Source organism: Alkaliphilus sp. B6464 (assembly GCF_018141165.1).
Lineage (GTDB): Bacteria > Bacillota > Clostridia > Peptostreptococcales > Natronincolaceae > Alkaliphilus_B.
On the sequence record NZ_CP058557.1, the window covers coordinates 316,117 to 335,848 of the forward strand.

Annotated in this window: 15 protein-coding genes; all 15 read right to left on the bottom strand. The window is 32.3% G+C overall.

Annotation, left to right across the window (positions count from 1 at the left end; all coding sequences use genetic code 11):
• Nucleotides 1-21 precede the first annotated feature (21 nt).
• Entirely contained in the window at nt 22-213 is a 192-nt protein-coding gene (locus tag HYG84_RS01485) for a hypothetical protein (protein WP_212380092.1), read from the bottom strand.
• Nucleotides 214-335: 122 nt separating this feature from the next.
• Nucleotides 336-1,499, bottom strand: a complete 1,164-nt coding sequence (locus tag HYG84_RS01490) for a helix-hairpin-helix domain-containing protein (RefSeq protein ID WP_212380093.1) — start codon at nt 1,497-1,499, stop codon at nt 336-338.
• Nucleotides 1,500-1,871: 372 nt separating this feature from the next.
• Nucleotides 1,872-2,612: a reverse transcriptase domain-containing protein gene (locus tag HYG84_RS01495; RefSeq protein ID WP_249168736.1), complete on the bottom strand. Its 741-nt coding sequence runs from the start codon at nt 2,610-2,612 to the stop codon at nt 1,872-1,874.
• A gap of 698 nt (nt 2,613-3,310) precedes the next feature.
• The gene (locus HYG84_RS01500; protein ID WP_330655537.1) at nt 3,311-5,602 is read right to left on the bottom strand and encodes a DNA polymerase III subunit alpha; all 2,292 of its coding nucleotides are present in this window, start codon (nt 5,600-5,602) and stop codon (nt 3,311-3,313) included.
• 231 nt (nt 5,603-5,833) lie between these two features.
• Nucleotides 5,834-6,553 carry an ABC transporter ATP-binding protein gene (locus HYG84_RS01505; protein WP_212380097.1) on the bottom strand — a complete coding sequence of 240 codons (720 nt, stop codon included), beginning with the start codon at nt 6,551-6,553 and terminating at the stop codon, nt 5,834-5,836.
• 16 nt (nt 6,554-6,569) lie between these two features.
• Nucleotides 6,570-9,002: a hypothetical protein gene (locus HYG84_RS01510; RefSeq protein WP_212380099.1), complete on the bottom strand. Its 2,433-nt coding sequence runs from the start codon at nt 9,000-9,002 to the stop codon at nt 6,570-6,572.
• Nucleotides 9,003-9,321: 319 nt separating this feature from the next.
• Complete coding sequence (ftcD, locus tag HYG84_RS01515; protein WP_212380101.1) at nt 9,322-10,227, bottom strand: glutamate formimidoyltransferase; 906 nt, start codon at nt 10,225-10,227, stop codon at nt 9,322-9,324.
• Nucleotides 10,228-10,258: 31 nt separating this feature from the next.
• The gene (locus HYG84_RS01520; RefSeq protein ID WP_212382021.1) at nt 10,259-12,289 is read right to left on the bottom strand and encodes a urocanate hydratase; all 2,031 of its coding nucleotides are present in this window, start codon (nt 12,287-12,289) and stop codon (nt 10,259-10,261) included.
• Between the two features lie 202 nt (nt 12,290-12,491).
• Nucleotides 12,492-13,448 carry a DNA-binding protein WhiA gene (whiA, locus tag HYG84_RS01525; protein ID WP_212380104.1) on the bottom strand — a complete coding sequence of 319 codons (957 nt, stop codon included), beginning with the start codon at nt 13,446-13,448 and terminating at the stop codon, nt 12,492-12,494.
• A gap of 43 nt (nt 13,449-13,491) precedes the next feature.
• Entirely contained in the window at nt 13,492-13,914 is a 423-nt protein-coding gene (locus tag HYG84_RS01530) for an NUDIX hydrolase (protein ID WP_212380106.1), read from the bottom strand.
• A 165-nt stretch (nt 13,915-14,079) separates the two neighbouring features.
• The gene (locus HYG84_RS01535) at nt 14,080-15,414 is read right to left on the bottom strand and encodes a gluconeogenesis factor YvcK family protein (RefSeq protein ID WP_212380108.1); all 1,335 of its coding nucleotides are present in this window, start codon (nt 15,412-15,414) and stop codon (nt 14,080-14,082) included.
• 4 nt (nt 15,415-15,418) lie between these two features.
• The gene (gene rapZ / locus HYG84_RS01540) at nt 15,419-16,291 is read right to left on the bottom strand and encodes an RNase adapter RapZ (protein WP_212380110.1); all 873 of its coding nucleotides are present in this window, start codon (nt 16,289-16,291) and stop codon (nt 15,419-15,421) included.
• A gap of 29 nt (nt 16,292-16,320) precedes the next feature.
• The gene (murB, locus tag HYG84_RS01545) at nt 16,321-17,235 is read right to left on the bottom strand and encodes a UDP-N-acetylmuramate dehydrogenase (protein ID WP_212380112.1); all 915 of its coding nucleotides are present in this window, start codon (nt 17,233-17,235) and stop codon (nt 16,321-16,323) included.
• An 89-nt stretch (nt 17,236-17,324) separates the two neighbouring features.
• The gene (locus HYG84_RS01550) at nt 17,325-18,677 is read right to left on the bottom strand and encodes an extracellular solute-binding protein (protein WP_212380114.1); all 1,353 of its coding nucleotides are present in this window, start codon (nt 18,675-18,677) and stop codon (nt 17,325-17,327) included.
• Between the two features lie 89 nt (nt 18,678-18,766).
• A complete protein-coding gene (moaA, locus tag HYG84_RS01555; protein WP_212380116.1) occupies nt 18,767-19,729 on the bottom strand; it encodes a GTP 3',8-cyclase MoaA in 963 nt (320 codons plus the stop codon).
• Between the last annotated feature and the right edge of the window lie 3 nt (nt 19,730-19,732).

Below are 19,732 nucleotides of genomic sequence, written 5' to 3' on the forward strand. Positions count from 1 at the left end.
AATACTTGCAGAACTCTAAAATTAAAGTCCAAGTTGAATTAAAATAGAATGAACCTCTTCTGCCTCTGTTCTTGGTACTAAAACTTCACAGGTTCCTTCTACATTATTTTTACTAATAGGTTTAATCTTAACTAAGAAGCCCTCTTTCACTAGTACTTTTTTTACTTCTTCCGCATCTACACGTGTATTAGCCATATATATAACTGTCCACATTGCTAGGCCTCCTCTATAATTTAAATATAATATTTATTATTTATATAGTTTAATTTGCTCCTAATTCCCCTCATATTATAACATATACTAATTTATTTTGTTATATAATAGCAATTTTTATATTAAACTACTTTTATATTTTCTTTACCAAAAAAGCTAACTAACTCATTCATTATATCCTCATTTAGGTCTACCCATAATCCCCTATCAGATTGAAGTCTTTCATTACTTTCTTCAATATAAATTATTATAGGTACATCTCCCTTATATCTTCTTAAGGTTGGCTTTATTGCTTCGATCAGATGCCAATCTTTTTTATATCTAATTTTAATAAATAGCTTATTTCCATTTTTTTTACCTAAATCTTTTAAATTAGTTTCTGACACCTTCACTAGGGGATTTATTGTATTAACTAAAATCTTTGGTTGTTCCTCTTCCTTAATACTTAATGTTCCCTCTAAAAATACAATACTTTCCTCATGAACAAGATTATTATAATATTTAAAAGTCTTTGGAAAAACAATACACTCTATAGTCCCGAATAAATCCTCTAAAACTATAAATGCCATAAGTTGATTATTCCTTGTTATTTTAGTATTTACTTCTGTAATCATTCCTCCTACAACTATGGACTGTCCATCCTTTAATGTAGAGTCTTCTAGATTATCCATAGCCTGAGAAAGCTCGTAACTATTAACTGTAACAATATTCTCCAGTTCCTTTTCAAATTCTGATAAAGGATGTCCGCTAATATATATACCTACTACTTCCTTTTCCATACTTAGCCTTATTTTTTCATTAAACTCTTTTATGTTTGGAAGATTAATTTGGTTTATTGAAACATCAATCTCCTCGTTTATTTGAAAAAGATCTATTTGTCCATCTATTTTTCTACGTTTTTCCTGTTGTATGCTATCCATAATCGTTTCATAACTTGAAAGTAGCTGTGCACGATTTGCTCCCATAGCATCAAATGATCCACATTTAATTAAACTCTCCACAGCTCTTTTGTTTATATCTTTGGACTCTACTCTCTGGCAGAAGTCTAGAAAATTTGTAAAATCTCCTGATATTTGCCTAGTGTTAACCAGACTATTTATCATACCTATACCTACGTTTTTAACAGCACCTAGAGCAAATCTTATGCCTTCTCCTTCAACGGTAAACTTAGCTTCACTCTTATTAATACTAGGCGGCAATACTTCTATCCCTTGTTTTTTACAATCTTGAATGTATTGAACTACCTTTGATGTATTGCCCATAACGCTAGTCATAAGAGCTGCCATAAACTCTACCTTGTAGTAGCACTTTAAATAAGCAGTTTGATAGGCTAAAACTGCATAGGCAGCCGATGTCGATAGGTAAGGCTTTGATGTTATCTCTACCTTTTCCCCCGACCCAAACCGTGCGTGCGACTTTCACCGCACACGGCTTTCCATCGAAACAAGTTAGAAGTTAAACTTCTGATTCCTTTATCGTATGATTACTCTATACTTAGGGATTTCATCTACTAAACAACATTTTTAAATATTTTCCGAAGCTGAATTATCTTTTTGTTATCTGTCTCTAATTCCGAATGTACTAAATTGTGACAGCTCTTACACAATGATGCTAGATTGGGTAGTTTGTTAATTTGATTCAGTGGGAGATTAGGATTCTTATGGTGACAAGCAATCGAAACTATTCAAGTATATATTAGCTAGTAATGGTGATATTATTCCGCCCTGTGGTGTACCAATTTCTGAACTTCCCAGTGACCCATCTTCCATTACTCCTGCTCTCAGCATCTTCTTAATTATATTTAAGACCCTTTTGTCCTTAATACCCATGCTCCACATGATGTTAATGAGTTTATTATGATTTACATTGTCGAAGAAACTTTTAATGTCACCTTCTATAGCTATGTTACAGTTAGAGTTATTTACAACATTAACTATTCTTGCTATACCGTGTTCTGCATTTCTATAAGGTCTAAAACCGTAACTATGTTTATAGAATTTTGCTTCTGCTATTGGTTCGATTACTATTCTAGTTATTTCTTGTATTATTCTATCAATTATAGTTGGTATTCCTAGAGGTCTAAGTTTTCTGTTTTCCTTCGGTATATAAACTCTTTTAACAGGTTGTGGATTATAGTTTTCTATTGCTTTGATGATTAGTTTTAATAACTTATTGTTATCCATTTGCAGATAATAATCTATTTCCTTTTTATCTATACCAGCTGTTTTACTACCCTTATTTGCTTTAATATTGTGTATTGCTGTAATAATTGTTTGTTCATTCTTCATCAGTTCAATTATGTCATATATTTCAGCATCACTTTTTGAGTTCTTGTATATTAAGTCAAGTGTATTTTGTAGTTGTTGTTCGTTTTCGACTACATGCCTTTTTAACCACATACGCAAGTGACATCACCTCCGTTGGTTAAGACTGTTTAACTTCCACCTTCATACGAAGGGTTCGTATTAGCATGTCGTCAGTAGATTACTTCTTGTTCCGACTGGAGTCCTTCACTCCGAGTAGTTTTCTCCTCCTTCAAACATTGCTGTCTATAGTGACTAACGGCTACTCCTCATCATTACTATGACTCCTCTGACTCCTCAACACCTTCATTGAAGTGGTATTCTCCAATGTTGAGTCCTCTCCAGTTCCAATGAAACTATCCCTTCTTTTGTTCTAGTTTAGGTTCCCTCTCTACACCGAGGACTGTTTAGAAACTAATTATCCTAATCATCTCTAAACCTTTGATATTTCTATCATTGGATACAAGTACCTCACGACTACTTGTATCAGTCCTAAAATCCGACTTTGTGCTGTCGGGCAACAATTACGATGCTTCACACAAGGGTTCGTATTCCTAACCATGCTAGAACTTTTAAGGACACCCGCTCTATATAGCCTCTTTATGTCAAAGGGGAGGCATCAAGCATCACGACTTTACCGTGCTCTACACACTCGCCAGTACCACCTAGCTCATGCATAACGGGGTATCAGTGTCACCACTCTGGATAATTGTGGTGGGAGAGGATTTCACTCTCCAAATCGTTTCATTAGTTCAGATTCTTTTGAATCTGCTCACTTTTGGCTCTTTCGAGTATTATATGTGAGAACTGGACACACCATGGGATTTATTAAAGGCATAGTTGGCAAAGTCAATCATTTCATCATATATTTTGTTCGCTACTTTCTCTGGCACACCATTTCGTATACATCCAGGAACCTCTACTTCGCCCTCTTCATTTGTTATTCCATATATAAAGTTCTTCCTTTCCTCTTCCATTACATCCATTTTCTTTTTACCCATGGCTCTTCTTACAATATCAGATCTACCATAGCTATATCCAGCCAAATCCCTTACTATCTGCATAACCTGCTCTTGGTACACCATACAACCATAGGTAACATCTAATATAGGTTCTAGGCTTTCATGCATGTATTCAATAGCCCCAGGCTTATTTTTATTTTCTATATATTTAGGTATAGAATCCATGGGGCCTGGGCGATACAATGAAATTCCTGCAATAATATCCTCAAAGCAATTTGGTTTTAGCTCCTTTAAAAATTGAATCATTCCAGCACTTTCAAGCTGGAATAGCCCTAATGTTTCCCCTCTACTAATTAAGTCATAAACCTTTTCATCCTCATAGTTACAATTTGCAAAATCTATTTTAATACCATGGTTCTTTTCAATAAGCTCTAGAGCGTCTTTAATTACTGTTAACGTCCTTAAACCGAGGAAATCCATCTTCAGCAGCCCTAACTCCTCCAATGTCCCCATAGTAAATTGGGTAGTACTATTATCATCATGAACGTATAAGGGCACATGTTCCTTTAATGGCTTTTTAGCTATTACTACACCTGCAGCATGGGTAGATGCATGTCTTGGCATTCCTTCTAGCCTTTTAGCCATATCTATTAAATATTTACCTTGTCTATCTTCTTCATATATTTTCTTTAATTCAGGATTCATATTCAGGGCTTTATCTATTGTCATACCTATAGCAAATGGAATTTGCTTAGCTATTTTATCTACTTCATTATATGGCATATTAATAACACGACCGACGTCTCTAATGGCAGCCCTTGCCGCCATAGTTCCAAAGGTGATTATTTGTGCCACCTTATCTTCTCCATACTTTTGCTTTACATAATCTATAACTTCTTCCCGTCTTTCATAGCAAAAATCTATATCTATATCCGGCATAGATATTCTTTCTGGATTTAAAAAACGTTCGAAAATAAGATTATATTTAATTGGATCAACATCGGTTATACCTAGTGTATAGGAAACAATACTTCCTGCTGCACTACCCCTGCCAGGCCCTACTGGTATTTTATTATCCTTTGCATATTTAATAAAATCCCAAACTATAAGGAAGTATTCAACATAGCCCATTCTTTCAATAATAGAAAGCTCTTCATTTAAACGCTTCTCTAACTCCTCTGTTACTGGATTATATCGAGCCTCAAGTCCTTGAAAACAAATTGTTCTCAAATAGTCTGCTTTAGATACATTATTAGGCACTTCATATTCTGGTAAATGGATTGTATCAAAATCAAAATCCACATTGCACTGCTCTGCAATTTTTACTGTATTATATATGGCCTCTGGTGCGAAGGCAAAACGCTCCTTCATCTCTTCTGGAGATTTTAAGTAAAATTCATCATTAGGAAACTTCATACGTTCCTTATCTTCTATTATTTTCCCTGTTTGTATGCAAAGTAAAATATCGTGCGCCTGTGCATCTTCCTTATTGATATAGTGGATATCGTTAGTGGCCACTAATGGAATTCCTGTTTCTTTACTAAGCTTTACTAAACCTAAATTAACCTTTTTCTGCTCGTCCATATTATGGTCCTGTAACTCTAAATAAAAGCTATCTTCTTCAAACATCTCCTTAAGTCGCAGAGCCAAGCTCTTAGCACTCTCGTATTGATCTTGAAGTAAAAACTGCTGGATCTCCCCTGCTAAACAAGCACTTAGGGCGATTATCCCTTTACTATACTTTGAAAGTTCGTCGTAATCTATTCGTGGTTTATAATAAAATCCTTCCAAGAATCCATTAGATACTAGTTTAATTATATTTTGATAACCTTCTTGGTTTTTAGCTAATAATACAAGATGACCTTGGTATTTATCTTTTTGTGGATCTTTATCCACCATTTTTCTAGGTGCAGTATACACCTCACAGCCTATTATAGGCTTTATTCCTTTTTTCTTTGCCGCTTTGTAAAAGTCCACTACACCAAACATAGTACCATGGTCAGTAATTGCTATAGCATTCATTCCCAATTCCTTTACCCTATCCATCACCTTACCTATAACAGTAAAACCATCGAGAAGACTATATTCTGTATGGACATGTAGATGAACAAAGTTACTGTCCATTTTTAGTTCACCTCACTTATTCTAAAAGTAAAAAAATTATAATTTTTTTATATTTAAATTATCTTATGTTACTTCTATTATAATAGATTACATAAAAACTTACAAAAGAAAACAGGAGATACCTCTTCAGATAACTCCTGCTTTTAGTGTGTTTAATATCTTTTATTTTAAATTTAGATAAGTTGTTCATGGATATAATCCTCTTTATTGTTCATCTAATTATTGTTTTCTTTATACCAAATTCTCTTCATAGTGTTCTCCTATAATCTGGATGATTTGTTTTAATTTTTCTTTTTGTATTACTCCTGTTAAATTTACTTCTCTTTGAAACCTTCCTTCATATAGATAAAGAATTCTATCTGCGTAGGATGCTATTTGAGGACTATGTGTTATCATAATAATTGTATACCCTTCTTCATGAAGTGCAGTAAATAATTTCATTATTTCTTCTGAAGTTTTAGCATCAAGGGATGCTGTAGGTTCATCTGCAAGAATAATTCGCTTTTCACCTGCTAAAACCCTTGCAATTGCAACTCTTTGCTTTTGTCCCCCACTACATTGATTTAAAGTCTTATTTTTTATATCTTCAATACCTAATTTCGTCAATATATTTTCAATTTCTTCGTCTTTAATATTATCATTTATAAGTCTAATATTTTCCTCTACATTTAAAAAATCAATTAATTGGAAGTCTTGAAATATCATCCCTAAATTTTCTCTTCGTATATTTAAAAGCTGATTTTTTGTCTTTTTATGTAAAGCCATGTCTTTCAAATACACTTCTCCACTATAATCTTTTAAAATTCCTGAAATAATATTTAAAAATGTAGTTTTACCACAGCCACTTTCCCCCATGATAGCTATAAAATCTCCTTCTTCAATATTGCAATTCATATTTTGCAAAACTACTAGCTCCCCATATTTCTGTTCTTTTATTTGTATATCATACATAAATACCTTCACCTTTCTACTTTATTACCTGCATTAAGTCATATATAATATCCGTAAATCTACTTTTAAAAATAATAGATATAATAAATCCTAATGCTGTCCCAAGTATTAGAGTTGATATATTTAAAATATTCATGCTATCCATGATATCTTTAGAATCTAAACCAATATTATAATAAGCTTTAATGTTTTTACTTTGACTTAATATATCATCCTCTTTTTTACACGTGTATAGAGCTATTAGTAATACTCCATACAATATAAAAGTTATTGTCATAATAAATCTATTTATTCTTGTATTTAATGCTCCTATACTTTTCTTTATACTATCATTATTATTTACCTTAATATCATACACTTTTTCTTCTGCTCCGAACTCTTCTAATTTGCTAATAAATTCTTCTTTAGCTTCTCTGTGCTTTAAGTTAATAATTACATCAAAAAAGCCGTTTGCATATTTTCTATTTTTTATGGCACTAGTAAATACTGCACTTTTTGATGGGCCTGGAAAGATATAAATTGTATCACCGTTATTAGAGAATATATTCGTAATTCCTGCGACCGGGTATATTGCAGTATTCTGAAACCCTCCAACTACAAAGGATTCTATAAAAGAACCTACCTCAGAGTGTAGCTTATCTGCTATAGACTTAGTTATCCAAATTCTAAATTCAAATGGATTATGTTTATTTAGTTCATAATGCTCATTAAATCTTTCGCCTAATGTTAAATAGTAAGGATACTTTTCTATAAAATCCTTTAATGTAGGATTATTTGTAAAGTCTGGATAATCTCCTATTTTAGGAGAATCAAGAAATTTTTTTGCATCTCCGTACAACCACACTACAGTTCCTTTATATATCGCTGCTGTTTCATTATTATCATATTTATGTATAAAAAAGTTATTTGACTCAGCACGAACAATCGCATAATCTTTAATATCTTCGTGTATACTTGTAAATACCTCTCCTGTCATTCTTGCAGATACGTCATACTTTAAAACATTTGCACTTTGATATATATCTACTAAAGCATTTACCATGTGATTTGTTGAGAAAAATCCACTCCAGCAAATACAGGTTATAAGCATTAATATAAGATATTTATTAAAGTATATATTTAAAAATCTTTTAACATAAAATTTTCTTGTTATTACTTTACCTGCTTCATTTGTTCTAATTTTAATAACTTTAGGCTTATTCGCTATGTACTTAAAAACAATGTGAAGTAGCATTGTAAATAGATACAGTATAATTGCTACTATAAAACAATATTTAATTATAGTAAGATTAAATTGATACAAGTCTTGTAAATAAATAACCTTGTATCCAAAAATGATTTTAATTAATATATTTCCTATAAACCATGCGACTATGCCCAAAAGACATATATACCCTTCATGTAATAATTCAGCTAGTTTCTGTTTCGACTTTTTGTAGCCTATCTTATATAAAGTATCAAAAAATGGCTTTGTATATCTATTCTGTAAGTATATTAAATATGTTAATGCAGAAAACATTAACATATTTAAAGATATAAACTGAAAAATATTAATAAATTTCATAGTATTATTAATATTTTGGCTATTTCTAATTAAATCATATGTACACTCTGCCTTAATAAATGATGTATCATAATTTTTTACTCTAAGTCTTAAATATCCATCTAAGTTATACTCATTTTCTTTGTCGTATTCATTAAAGACAACTTGATATCTAGACAATAGATTATAACTATCTTCCCTATCTTCTTCATATGTTGAAACAATATTTTCAAAAGTTTCATCACTTACAAAACTTTGATCGGTATACGTTATATTTCCACTATCAACTAGATCATCAGTATTGCTTAAATAGTTTAGATATCTTTTTTCTAGACCACTGTGGTTATATACAGCTACTATTTTAAATTCCATTTCATCTTTTTTATATACTTGTTTTGCCAATAGAGGATTATCTGCATTTTCTGTTACTCTATAGTCAATAGGTATTTTTATTGTTTTACCAATAGCTTTTTTTATAGAACCAAAATTAGTATATGCATAGTAAGAGGATACTGCTATTTCCCCTTCAGAAAGATCCTCTATCTTCTTACCCCTTACATCTTTATATGTTGAATCAATTGATTTTACTATGTACATACCTTCAGCCATGTTAAGTGTAGCGAAAGCTTCAGACTCTTTAATTTCTTTAATATTAAATCTTTCTATTACAGAGTCTTCCTTTGCATATTCAATAAAATTTGAAGGAAGATTATATCCTTTAAGATTTTTTACATAGAATGTAGTTAGTGGTACTCCTTGACTTTCAATTTTTTGAAATAGCATTTCACTTCCATAAAAAAGTACTACAAATATCTGAGTTAATATGAGGCTTATAATAATAATGCTAACCTTTAATACTTTTATATATAAAGAGTAATGCGAATTAATTTTTGATATATTCTTCATTGTTTTCACCTTCTATCCATGGTTACTATAACAATAATTTTAAATACTATATTATCTTCAAAAGATTATTTTTGTTGAGCCACATTTTTCATACATAGTCATTTGTAAAAATCATAATAATTGTTTAAACAATTCTTTCTGGTTGTGCATCATAGAATATTATATGACTATCATTACACAATTAGGCAATGATTCTTATAGCGAAGTAATTATATAAAAACTACAGTAAGATTCTTCACTACATTCAGAATGACAATAAAAACAGGAGCTACTATTCGAATAACTCCTGTTTTATACTCTGTTTTTTACCTTTTAAAATCTATTCCATCATTCTATACTCAAGTACCTGATCCATTGAAAAATCTTCTACACCTAGATAGTAAACTGCTGTGTCTATCAAAGCTTCCATTGGCAACAATCCTATTATTTCACTTCCAACTACATTTACACCATAGCGTCTAGCCTCTATTTTAATAAGCTCAAATGCACGATATAATGCAGTTTTTGTATAATCAGTCATATTCATGGAAACTTGAACAATTCCGCGTTCCTTTAGATCTATACCTATACCTTTACAATATCTAAGTCCTCCAGTTAAATGTCTTACATTTTTAGCAATTTTGTTCGCAATTTCTATATTTGGAGTATCTATATTAACATTAAATGCTACTAGTGGCATTCTAGCTCCCACAGCAGTTATACCTGCGGTTGGATGTATATTGCTTTCTCCAAAGTCTGGTGCCCAGTCTGGATCTTTAACCTTTTCAGCCATACCTTCAAACTGTCCTTTTCTAACAGTAGCTAAGTTTTCTCTAGCAGGGCTTGAAGCGGCCTTCTCGTAAAGGAAGATTGGTAGTTTGTGCTTTTCCCAAGCTTCTTTGCCTACCTCCTTTGCCAGTTCAACAGCTTCCTCCATGGTCATATTTTTAATAGGAATAAAGGGCACAACATCTATAGCTCCCATTCTAGGGTGCTGACCTTCGTGCTTTGTCATATCTATCTCCTTAATTGCTATTCCCATAGCCTCAATAACAGCCGCCTTTACAGCTTCAGGTTCACCTACTACAGTGACTACTGCCCTATTGTGGTCAAAGTCATTACTATAGTCTAAAAGTTTAACTCCTTCTTTACCTCTAAAAGGATTTATTATTCTTTCTATTTTTTCTAAATCTCTTCCCTCACTAAAATTAGGTACACATTGAACTATCTTTTTTACATTGCTCATTTCGTCCACCCTTTCAGTCATATTATTTAAATTACTTTTTTGCAAAAGCAGATTCAACTAAATTTTTAACTAATTCTTCCTTAGGTATATAAGGTATAGTAATATGGTCAGTTCCATCATTATTTTTGTTATACTCCATACTAGTAGTAATGGAATTTTCATTTCTTGCCCAAGCTCTTCTTGCCACGCCACCCATTACATCCCATGGCATGGCAGACTTTAATATGTTATCCACCCTCTCACTTCCATCTAGTACCATTCCAAAACCACCATTAATAGATTTACCAATACCTACTCCGCCACCGTTATGCAGTGCTATTAAGCTCATACCCCTTGCAGCATTTCCAGCAAAACATTGGGTAGCCATATCTGCCATAACATTGCTTCCATCTTTAATATTAGCTGTTTCTCTAAATGGAGAGTCTGTACCACTAACATCGTGGTGATCCCTACCTAGCATAATAGGGCCTACTTCTCTATTTCGTACTATCTCATTAAACTTCAATGCTATCTTTGTTCTTCCCATAGCATCTTGATAAAGTATTCTTGCCTGGGTTCCTACTACTAATTTATTTTGTTCTGCATCTCTAATCCACACATAGTTATCTCTATCCTGACCTCTTCTATTTGGATCAATACAGTCCATTGCAGCTTTATCTGTCTTAATTAAATCTTCATGCTCTCCACTTAAACAAACCCAACGGAAAGGCCCATATCCATAGTCAAACAGCTCTGGTCCCATAATATCTTCAACATAGGATGGGAAAATAAAGCCGTCTTTTTCATCCACTCCATTTTTAGAAATTTCCTTTACTCCTGCATCATATATAGCCTTCATAAATGAATTACCATAGTCAAAGAAATAAGTTCCTCTTTCTACTAAGGTTTTAATAAGTTTAAAATGGGTTCTTAAGGTTTCATCTACTCGATTTTTAAATTGTTCTCTATCTTTTTTAAGCATTTCTGTTCTCTCATCAAAGTTTAGTCCTTGTGGACAATATCCACCATCATAAACAGCATGGCAAGAGGTTTGATCTGACAATAGCTCTACTTTTATATTATTTTTAACAACATAATCTAATAGATCTACAACATTGCCATGATAAGCGATTGAAATTGGTTCCTTCTTATCTAAATATTCTTTCGCAATATTAAATATTTCTTCTAAATCTGCTGAATATCTATTTACCCATCCTTGGTCATGTCTTGTCCTTATTCTTGAATAATCAACTTCAGCAATAATAGAAACACCATTTGCTATTTCCATGGCCTTAGGTTGAGCACCACTCATTCCTCCAAGTCCTGAGCTTATGAAAAGCTTTCCTCTTAAGTCCTCATCAGGTCCCATACCAAACTTTAATCTTCCTGCATTTAACAATGTATTAAAGGTTCCATGTACAATTCCTTGAGGACCAATGTACATCCATCCTCCGGCTGTCATTTGCCCATAGTTAGCCACACCCATTTGCTCCGCTATTTCCCAATCATTCAGATTATCAAACATTCCTATCATTAAAGCATTTGTAATTATAACTCTAGGACTGTCTGGCTTTGATCTGAATAGTCCTAATGGATGTCCGGACTCAATCACTAAGGTTTGGTGATCTGTCATTACCTCTAAATATTTTTTAATTAATCTATATTGCATCCAATTTTGAAATACACTTCCTGTTTCTCCATAGGTTACTAGCTCGTATGGATAAAGAGCTACATCAAAATCTAAATTATTATCTATCATTACTTGAAAAGCTTTACCTTCTATACAGTTCCCCTTATATTCATGTATAGGTCTTCCCTTTATATGTCCTTCTGGTCTGAATCTATATCCATAAATTCTTCCCATTGTCATAAGTTCCTCTAAAAACTCTGGTGCTAAAGTTTCATGTAACTCTTCTGGTACATATCTTAGAGCATTTTTAAGGGCAGTTTCTGTCTGTTCTTTGCTTAATTTAAATCCCCTATCTGGTGCTCTTCTAATACCTTCAATAAATTTAGGCATTTCTGGAAGTACATTATCTAGCTTAATAGTCATTGCATTTGAGATATCAATATTATTAATCAACAAAATCACTCCTCCCATACTATTAAGAATATTATAACAACTAAGCTTGGTAAGGTCAAAAAATTCTCAAAATTCATCTGCTCTAATAGATATAAAATTATACCTTATACAGCAAAAAAAGAAAGCTACAAACAAGCTTTCTTCTATACTTTAGGACAATCAATACATAACTTTTACCAATTGTTAAATATTTTTAATTTTTTCACTTCTTACCTTCTTGTAGTTTAGTGGCTATTTCATCTATTTTTCTAAGACGATGGTTTACTCCTGATTTTCCGATAGTAGGATTTAACATCTCACCTAATTCCTTTAAGCTAGCCTCTTGATATTCTAACCTAAGATCTGCAATATCTCGTAAGTTTACAGGTAAATATCCCAATCCTACTGTATCCTTAATGTATTGTATATTTTCAATTTGTCTAATAGCCGCATCTACTATTTTACTTAAGTTAGCTGTCTCACAATTAACAATACGATTTACATCATTTCTCATCTGTTTATAAATTCTTACATTTTCTAAATCTAGTAGGGCACTGTGGGCTTCTATAATATTCAATAAGTCCACTACTTGATCTCCTTCTTTTAAATAAACTACATAGTTTCCCTTGCGTTCTACTATCTTCGCATTTAACTGAAAGCTATTTATTAGATCTTTTAAAGACTCGCTATGATCTGAGCTATGGGTTACAAACTCTAAATGATAGGTTTTCTCTGGATCGCTAACAGAGCCCCCACCTAAAAATGCTCCACGTAAATATGCTCTCTTACAGCATCTTTTTTGTAGCAAACCAACGGGAGCTCCATAGGAGATATCAAATGAATTAGTATCCTTTCTTAAAATTTCAATATCTTCTAAAATCATCTTACTACCCATATTATGCGTAACAACCATTAGATAATGATTGTTCTTTCTTAATCTAGGATTTCTTCTTACCATTACTTCAATATGTATTTTATATATATCTTTAAATAATTTAAATAACTTCCGTGCAATTGCTGGATTCTCTGTAGTTAATTTAATATTTAATTTTTGTGCTCCGCCTACTAACTGTAGAGTACCACACATCCTAATTAAAGCTGCTAATTCCGCTAATTGACAGCAAGGTTCATCAGAATAAATTCTAGCAAGCTCGCCCTTAGTATTGGCTGAAAATGACATAACACCACAACCTTTTAATTATCTATTTTAATGTAAGACCTCACTAATTCTGTGAGGTCTTATTATATTCTTCTATAGCCTTTATAATAATTTCTTTTTCATCATCATATTTCGCTAAATCAACAGATCTATTCATATGAATGAATTTTGCATCAATAAACCCTTCTTCTTTTAAAGGTATACAATCCATAGATCTAGATTGCATTAAAAACCAATGAACAGTTTTATTAATAACATTATTATCTTCCCAATTATTTTTATAGGTATAATGTATTTTACCAAGGTACCGAAGTACTTCTACTTTAACAGAAGCTTCTTCATAAACTTCCCTGATAGCAGTTTGTTCAAAGGTTTCGTCTAGTTCTACCTTGCCCTTTGGAAGTACCCAGTCGCCGTTATATTTCTTCAAAAGTAATATGGTATTCCCAAAAACAACAACACCACCAGCACTTATTTCCTCACGCACACCCTCCACTCCTTTATATTCAAACTGCTCTTTTGTATTATTATATACCTTATACTCAATTCTGTTTTTATTATATTAATAAGTTATCATATTAACTTATAGTTTTCAATATTTAGTCGAAATACATTCATAAAAATCAGAAAAACTCCTCATAATAAAAGGAGTTTAGTAAATTTTCTTTATAAGTTCCCGTATATAAAAATAATCTATTATACGATTTCTATCATTTGCCACTTTCCACTGTAGTACTAAATTAATAATAATCTTTGATAATTTTATTGCATCATGTCTTACGTAATCTTTTTTTATGTCTATTAAATCTTCCGTAATTAATTTAATACCCATATCATTTAGTTTATCTCTATCTTCTTGTGTTAGTTTAGTAACTTCTGCACCCTCTGTTTCATATTTTTCACTAATGATGTTATTAATCATACCTGTATTAGCTATTACATAATCAATAGATCCATCTGGCCAATGATCTAGCAATGCATTTACGTATGAAGATACGGTGTAGCCAGTAGTTTCTCCTGGCTGAGTCATTACATTAGTAATATAAACTTTAAGTGCCTTAGTTTTATTTAAGCTTTCTTTAATATTCTTCACAAGTAAATTAGGTATAACGCTGGTGTATAGGCTTCCTGGACCCAGCAGAACTATATCAGCATCCTCAATAGCATCTATCGCTTCTTTAATAGTTTCTGCTTCCTTTGGTTTAATAAAAACTTTTTCTATAGGACTATTTTCCTCTAAACTTTTTACAGGTATATTGGACTCTCCCTTAATAACTGTTCCATTTTTAAGCTTAGCATACAATGTAATATTTCTAAGGGTAACAGGTAAAACCTTTCCTGTCACTGCTAAAACATCGCTTATTTTCTTAATAGCTTCTTCAAAATTACCACTTATACCATTCATAGATGCAATGAGTAGATTTCCAAAACTCTGGCCTTTTAAATCTCCTTCTTCAAATCTATATTGCAAAAGTTGTTCCATAGTAGGTTCCATGTCTGCCAAAGCCAGTATACAGTTTCTAATATCACCTGGAGGAAGCATACCTAAATCCTCCCTTAGCTTTCCAGAACCGCCACCATCATCAGCAACAGTAACAATAGCTGTAATATTAGACGTAAAAAGCTTCAATCCTCTAAGTAAAACTGAAAGTCCTGTCCCTCCACCAATTACAACAATTTTAGGTCCACGAGCCAAAATCTTCTTATCATATATTTTTTTATCTAGCTTACTACCATCATTTTTACCTGTTAGTGTAGGTGGATGGTATACTAGGTCTAAAATTGAAATAACTCCTTGTCTTAAGGAAAAAAACAATATAACTAGTCCTACTATACCTAATAATATTCTAAGCCAATTATTAAATAGCAAATTAAGTTCAAATAAATAATAGGATATAGATATAGAAATTAGAAATACTCCTATCAGTCCACATAATACCCATCTTTTAATTTTTAAGCCTGGTTTTAGCCAATGAATCAGTTTCATTGCTCTATCCTTTCCTTCCTACAGATAAACTTGAATCTCGGTGATTCATAAGCACTCTGTATCCTTTTTCTTTTAGATAATTATGAAGTACATGGGCAATAGTAACTGATCTATGCATTCCTCCTGTACATCCAATAGCAATAACTAATTGATTTTTACCTTCTTTTATATATTGTGGAATTAAAAAGTTAATCATATCATTTAATTTATTGGAAAACTCCACACTAACAGGAGAATTCATAACATATTCTCTAACTTTTGTATCATTACCTGTAAAATTTCTAAGCTCTTCAATATAAAATGGGTTTGGCAAAAACCTAACATCGAAAACCAAATCTGCATCTAATGGTATCCCATGTTTAAACCCAAAGGATACAATGGAGATAATTAAGTTGTTCGACTCATTGCCTTCAACATAAATATTCGTTAACTCATCTTTAAGCTGAGCTGGTCTAAGATTTGTAGTATCTATAATATTACTTGCCCTTGCCTTAAGTTCCTTAAGCTTTTCTCTTTCTAGCGCAATGCCTTTTGAAATAGATCCATCTCCTGATAAGGGGTGATTTCTTCTTGTCTCTTTAAACCTCTTAATTAAAGCATTATCACTAGCATCTAAAAATAAAATCTCGTATTTATAGCCTAATGCTTCCAAACTTTCTAAACTAGTAAAAAGATCATCAAAAAACATACCACCTCGAATATCTATAACTAATGCCACCTTATCAAGAGCACCTTGAGACTGATGGCATAACTCTGCGAATTTAGGAATTAAAGTAGGAGGTAAATTATCTATACAATAAAAGCCGAAGTCTTCCAAATATTTAACTGCCTGACTTTTTCCAGCTCCAGATAAGCCTGTGATTATTACAAATCTCATTTTATCATCTCCTCTTATGTGCAAAACCCTTACTCTTCTCCAATTATTCTAACTTCTGTTTGTAAATCTACTCCAAAATTTTCTCGTACCTTATTCTGTACTAAAGCAATTAATCCAAGTACATCTGCTGACGTAGCATTATCAACATTAACAATAAAACCACTATGCAATTCAGACACTTGTGCGCCCCCTACTCTTTCTCCCTTTAGCCCACTATCTTCTATTAATTTGCCTGCAAAATATCCTGTAGGTCTTTTAAAAACACTTCCAGCACTAGGCAAATGTAGGGGTTGTTTTGTAGTTCTTCTTTCTGTTAAATCCTTTGTTATTGCTACTATTTCTTCGTAGTCACCTTTTTCAAGCTCCATTTCAACTTCTAGAACTATATACCCTTTAGTTTGAATCACACTAGTACGGTATCCTAACTCCAATTCTTCCAAAGAAAAATATTTTATCTCACCATTTGGGTCTAACACCTTAGCACCCTTAATAACATCCTTCATCTCTCCACCATAGGCACCAGCATTCATAGTTATAGCTCCACCTAAGGTTCCTGGAATACCACTTGCAAACTCAAAGCCCTTCAAACTTTCTGCCATTATTTTTTTAGACAGTGTTGACAGTAAAATTCCTGCCTGTGCAACTACTTTTGTTCCTTCGATAATTACATCTTTAAACTTATCTGCAATTTTAATAACTACGCATCGCATACCTTTATCTCTTACAATAAGGTTACTTCCATTTCCCATAATAAAATATGGTATATTATTCTCCTTACAAACTTTAATAGCCCATTGAACTTGTTCTACAGACTCTGGTATAACCATAACATCTGCTGGTCCTCCTATTTTAAAGGAAGTATGTTTATTCATAGGTTCATCAAGTAAAACTGCTTCTTTTGAGATTAATTGTGTTAGCTTTTCATATATTTCTATTTTATTCATTAAGTTCACTCCTATTGTATATATGTCAATTATAGTTATTATTATTTCCAAATACTTCTTTTTAAGTATATACTTTTTACACTTATAGGTCAATTTCCAAGCCTATTCAATAATATAGTAACTTTTTCCTCTGCATCCCTCAAAACCTCTTGCGCACTTTTATTTCCGATTACTCCTTGTTGTATCTCCCTTTGCAATATTTCATCTATTTCCTTCCAATATGGGTGATCAAATATTACATTAGCATTTTCTAAATCTTCATATATCATAGTCATATTAGGATCATCTGCATATATATTTCCAATAGATTTTCTAGCTGGAAATACACCTAACCTAGTAAGGTTTTGCTGATACTCGTCCTTTACTAAAAACTTTAAAAACTTTACTATTATTTCTGCTTTTTGCCTATCTTCTTGTTTGGACATACCATATGACCCTATCATATTACTCAATGTAACAGATTTTCCAAGCTTTCCACTTGGAAATTTAGCTATAGCATAGTTAAACCCTGTTCCTTCTTTTTGCAATCCATCCAGTACATTTAAAGACCAGGTACCTACTGGATAAGCTGCAATGTTTTTATCCTTATAAAAGTTAGTCCATGATTTATTAGAATTATTAACCCCAAAATCAGGATGTACAATAGAATATTGTGTTTTTAAGTCTATTAATTTTTGGACTCCACTTAATGCCTTATCATCATTAAAACTATATTGCATTTTGTGATTAAAAACCTTCGCCCCGTCACTAAGTAGTATTCCCCACACGTTATAATAACCTGGCTGAATAAAGCTATTAAATCCGTAATGATCTATCTTATTATTCCCCTTACTATCAAAGGTTAGTGCCTGCATTTTATCAACAAATTCCTCATAGGTCCAGTCGCCATTTTCAGGAGGCATAACTCCTCTTTCACTAAACAAGTCTAAATTTAATACCATTGTATAAGTAGTCATCATCCAAGGTACACCATATATTTTACTATCATATTTAACAGATTTAAGGGCATTTTCTCTAAAATCCTTAATTTCATCTACGGTTAGATACTGATCTAATGGCTCTAATACATCCCTGCTAATAATGCTATAGTCGCTACCAATAGGAACTATATCAGGTAAGTTACCCATTTTTACAGCAGTATCTACTTGTATAGGCCCCTTTTCCCAATTTAGGGGTCTAAAATTTATATATACTCCAGGATTAGCTCTTTCAAAGGCTCTAATTTTCTCGTATATCCACCCAAAATTAGTTCCAGTTTTTTGATCTAATCTCGGATAATCCCAAAAACTTATTACCCCTGTCCATTGCTGCTCATCATTTTCTTTATTATAATCCACATCGTGTGGACGATAGGTTACTAAATAATATGGTCCTATTACAATAAAAAATATTAAAAGTAAGCATAAAAAAAGTTTAAAAACTTTGTATCCTCTGTTTCTCATAAGAATCCCCCCTATTACAGTTTATTCTAATATAAGAGTCATTATTCTATGGGATTATAGAAGAAAAGAAAGCTAGGAATTTAATATTCCTAGCCTCCTATTTGAAACATACTTCTATTGCTTTCTTCATGATCTTCTGAGTAAAGGTCATGCTTCTCTGGTTTACTTAAAATAGCTGATTTTAAAACATCATATATTTTTTCCGGGTTCTTTCTAGCAACTTCCAAAATATCAATTTCATTATTACTGTGTAGACAGGGCTTTAATTTGCCATCTGATGTCAAACGCAGTCTATTACAATCTCCACAAAAATGATTGCTAATAGGATTAATAAATCCTACCCTTCCTTTCCCTCCAGGAAGTTTATAATATTTTGCAGGGCTGGACGGCTCTGTTTCAGTAGGCACTAAATCTACAAATTTATTTTTAATATCTTCGTTAGATATAAATCTATCTTTTCCCCATTCGCTAGCTTCACCAATCGGCATTAATTCTATAAAACGTACATCTATTGGCTTGTCCTTAGTAAGCTCAATAAAGTCTCCTATTTCATCATCGTTATATCCACCTATAGCTACAACATTAAGTTTAACTGGAGTTAGTCCTAACCTTATTGCCTCATTTATACCATCTAGCACCTTAGATAAGTCTCCGCCCCTTGTTATTTCCTTATATTTATCAGGTTTTAATGAGTCTATACTAATGTTAACCCTTTTTAAACCAGCATTTTTTAGATCTTCACCATATTTAGGTAGTAAAATACCATTAGTTGTTATAGCTATATCTTTAATTCCCTCTATATTTGATATCATCTGTACAAACTCTACTATTCCATTTCTTACCAAAGGTTCTCCTCCAGTAATTCTTACTTTATCAATACCTAATTTAGCCCCAGCCTTTACTATTTTCACAATTTCCTCTAGGCTTAGCATATCATCGTGATCTTTTTTACATATTCCTTCTTCGGGCATACAATACTGACATCTTAAATTACATAGATCTGTTATTGAAATTCTCATATAATTTATTCTTCTACTGAATAAGTCCTTCATATA

Excerpts from the sequence above, each read along its gene's own strand:
- HYG84_RS01485 (WP_212380092.1), bottom strand. The coding sequence starts at position 213 with ATGTGGACAGTTATATATATGGCTAATACACGTGTAGATGCGGAAGAA.
- HYG84_RS01490 (WP_212380093.1), bottom strand. The coding sequence starts at position 1,499 with ATGGCAGCTCTTATGACTAGCGTTATGGGCAATACATCAAAGGTAGTT.
- HYG84_RS01495 (WP_249168736.1), bottom strand. The coding sequence starts at position 2,612 with ATGTGGTTAAAAAGGCATGTAGTCGAAAACGAACAACAACTACAAAAT.
- HYG84_RS01500 (WP_330655537.1), bottom strand. The coding sequence starts at position 5,602 with ATGGACAGTAACTTTGTTCATCTACATGTCCATACAGAATATAGTCTT.
- HYG84_RS01505 (WP_212380097.1), bottom strand. The coding sequence starts at position 6,553 with ATGTATGATATACAAATAAAAGAACAGAAATATGGGGAGCTAGTAGTT.
- HYG84_RS01510 (WP_212380099.1), bottom strand. The coding sequence starts at position 9,002 with ATGAAGAATATATCAAAAATTAATTCGCATTACTCTTTATATATAAAA.
- ftcD (WP_212380101.1), bottom strand. The coding sequence starts at position 10,227 with ATGAGCAATGTAAAAAAGATAGTTCAATGTGTACCTAATTTTAGTGAG.
- whiA (WP_212380104.1), bottom strand. The coding sequence starts at position 13,448 with ATGTCATTTTCAGCCAATACTAAGGGCGAGCTTGCTAGAATTTATTCT.
- HYG84_RS01535 (WP_212380108.1), bottom strand. The coding sequence starts at position 15,414 with ATGAAACTGATTCATTGGCTAAAACCAGGCTTAAAAATTAAAAGATGG.
- rapZ (WP_212380110.1), bottom strand. The coding sequence starts at position 16,291 with ATGAGATTTGTAATAATCACAGGCTTATCTGGAGCTGGAAAAAGTCAG.
- murB (WP_212380112.1), bottom strand. The coding sequence starts at position 17,235 with ATGAATAAAATAGAAATATATGAAAAGCTAACACAATTAATCTCAAAA.
- HYG84_RS01550 (WP_212380114.1), bottom strand. The coding sequence starts at position 18,677 with ATGAGAAACAGAGGATACAAAGTTTTTAAACTTTTTTTATGCTTACTT.
- moaA (WP_212380116.1), bottom strand. The coding sequence starts at position 19,729 with ATGAAGGACTTATTCAGTAGAAGAATAAATTATATGAGAATTTCAATA.